2 protein-coding genes are annotated in these 2,639 nt (G+C 68.5%); both read left to right on the forward strand.

What is annotated here, in order from left to right:
- Positions 1-525 (forward strand): hypothetical protein (locus tag ACFC02_RS42225; RefSeq protein ID WP_376368288.1); only part of this gene is annotated, 525 nt, incomplete at its 5' end.
- Between the two features lie 327 nt (positions 526-852).
- Entirely contained in the window at positions 853-2,637 is a 1,785-nt protein-coding gene (locus tag ACFC02_RS42230) for a pentapeptide repeat-containing protein (protein ID WP_376368290.1), read from the forward strand.
- Positions 2,638-2,639: the final 2 nt, after the last annotated feature.

The raw sequence follows: 2,639 nt of genomic DNA on the forward strand, positions 1-2,639 counted from the left end.
GGGCCGGTCACCACCTTGGTGCTGACCGGCCCCCTCCATCTCGTGCCCCGGAGCGTCATGCGGGGCGGTGCGCGCCAGAACGGCCGCCACCTCATCGGCGGCGCGGAGCAGCAGGGCGGTCTGTTCGGGGTGGGAGTCGGCGGCTTCCCGGCCGGCGTAGAAGCTGAGCAGGGGCAGCACGCGCTGGAGCACGGCCCGCAGGTCTGCGATGTGCAGCTCACCAGCAGCGGAGGCGTGAGCGAGCTGATGCCGGCAGGGGCGGACCCGAGGCACCACATCGTCGGTGGCCTGGTGAACATGCTTGTCGAGGGCGGCCTTGGCCTGGAGGCCGATTCCTGGGTGGGTCTCGGCTCGCCTTGTCTCCCCACCTGCGGCGCGCTGGACGCCTTGGTAGAGCCGCCCGATAACCAGCCAGGACCAGAGGCGGGTGAGCAGTCCGGGATGGGCGAAACCAGCCCTCAGGGCAGCGACGTCATGAGGAGCCGTTGGGTGCTCAGTTTGCTGAACACGCCTGGTTCGCCGTGACTTGGTTGGGAGGCTGGGCCGATGGGGAGCGACGAGCAGGGAAGGTTCCGTAGCGAGCGGCGGGTGTTGGAGCGGGTGTGGCAGGCCGCAGTCGGAGCGGCGCCGACGCCTGGCCGAGCCGGACCTGGGGTTCGCCGCGTTCTGTGCCCATACCTGGGGGCTGGCCCAGTTCGTCAGCCAGGGTGAGAGCTCCTGCACCGCATATCAGGCAGAACACCACTGCTGCGGGGCAGCCGACGACAGGTCCTTCCCCGAGGGCGAAACCTGGCCCAGACCGCAACTTCCCTTGGTCCTGTCACGAGGCACACCATTGGAGGCACTAACCGCATGAGCACACCGCCGTATCCCCTACCGTCTGCCCCGCCCTGGCCTCACTGCGCACACGGCGCGAACCCGGCCACCGACCCCGTCGGCTGCCGCGGCATCCAGGTCCCTGGCCACCCCACGTGCCTGGCCCACCTGACCGACGCCGACCGCAACACCTACCTGGCCGGCCTGGCCCCTGGCGCCAGCATCGACCACCGTGGAACCCACTTCACCGAACCACTCCTCACCTCACTCCTCCACGCCCTACACGACCCCACCACTCAGAAACCCCACCTCGGAGGTGCCCGGTTCGACGAGGCGCAGTTCTCCGGCGACGCCGAGTTCGGTGGGGCCCGGTTCTCCGGTAACGCCGGGTTCGACGGGGCCCAGTTTTCCCGCGACGCCCAGTTCCAAAGGACACAGTTCTCCGGCAACGCCTGGTTCCGGGATGCACAGTTCTCCGGGCAGGCCGAGTTCGATGAGGCGCAGTTCTCCAGGTACGCCCAGTTCTACAGGGCGCAGTTCTCCGGGAGAGCCCGATTCGACATTGCACAGTTTTCCGGACAAGCCTCGTTCACTAAGGCACAGTTCTTCGGGGACACCGCGTTCCACGCAGCGCAGTTCTCCGGGGACGCCACCTTCGATGACGCGCGGTTCTCCAAGTTCGCCGGGTTCTACGGGGTGCAGGTCTCCGGGAACGCCCGGTTCAACAGGGCCCGGTTTTCGGCGACGTCCTGGTTTGGGCCGGTAATGTGCAGACAGGAGGTTGATCTGTCTGGTGCGGCGTTCGAGGTGCCGGTGACGCTGGAGATCGCGGCTCGCGAGGTGCGCTGTGTGCGGACGCGGTGGGAATCGACGGCGACGGTGCGCCTGCGCTACGCCAGGGTGGATCTGAGCCACGCGGTGCTGTCTTCCCCGGTAGCAGTCACCGCCCACCCCGCCTGCTTCACCGCCAGCAACGGGCCGATGGACGAGAGCTGGCTGGCCGGCCCGGCAGGGGTGCGGGTGGCTTCGGTGCAGGGTGTGGATGCCGCACACCTGGTCCTGACCGACACAGACCTGTCCGACTGCTTGTTCGCCGGGGCGTTCCACCTCGACCAGCTCCGCCTTGAAGGCCGCTGTGCCTTCGCCCCCGTCCCCGCCGGGTGGCATCGCCACGGTTTACGGCCGGTGCGCTGGACCCGCCGGCGAACCCTTGCTGAGGAACATCACTGGCGGGCGCAAGGGGCCGGGCAGCCCGCCGTGGCCCCGGGTCTGCCGCCCTCCCCCGGCGTCTGGCGCACCGGACCGCACCACCCCGACCCCGACCTCACCCCCGACCCGGAGGATGTCGCCGCCACATACCGGCAGCTCCGTAAGGCGTTCGAGGACAGCAAGAACGAACCGGGAGCGGCTGACTTTTACTACGGCGAGATGGAGATGCGCCGCCACGATCGCACCGGCACTCCGCCCGGTGAGCGCGGCCTGCTGCACGGCTACTGGCTGCTCTCTGGCTACGGCCTGCGTGCCTCCCGCGCACTGGGTTGGCTCGCTGCTGCGATGCTGGTGACGATCACTTTGCTGATGGGCTTCGGGCTCCCTCAGGCTTCGCCGAAGCAGCAGGCGACTGGCATCGTGCCGCCCGGCGGAGGGGCGGTCACATTCGTGATCGACAAAGAGGATCCGCAGAACCCCACCGGGGACCGCTTCACCAGCAAGCGGTTCGACAAGGCCCTAGGGAGCGTATTCGGTTGTGATCAAGGGGCCGCTCGTGTGAGGTCCTTGATCCAGATCACGGAGGCCCGGAGGTGGAGTCCGGCGAGGTAGCT

Source organism: Streptomyces sp. NPDC056160, from assembly GCF_042268205.1.
In the GTDB taxonomy this organism is placed as follows: Bacteria; Actinomycetota; Actinomycetes; order Streptomycetales; family Streptomycetaceae; genus Streptomyces.

What these genes read in the sequence shown, in the direction of transcription:
- ACFC02_RS42230 (WP_376368290.1), top strand. Translation starts at nt 853, where the DNA reads ATGAGCACACCGCCGTATCCCCTACCGTCTGCCCCGCCCTGGCCTCAC.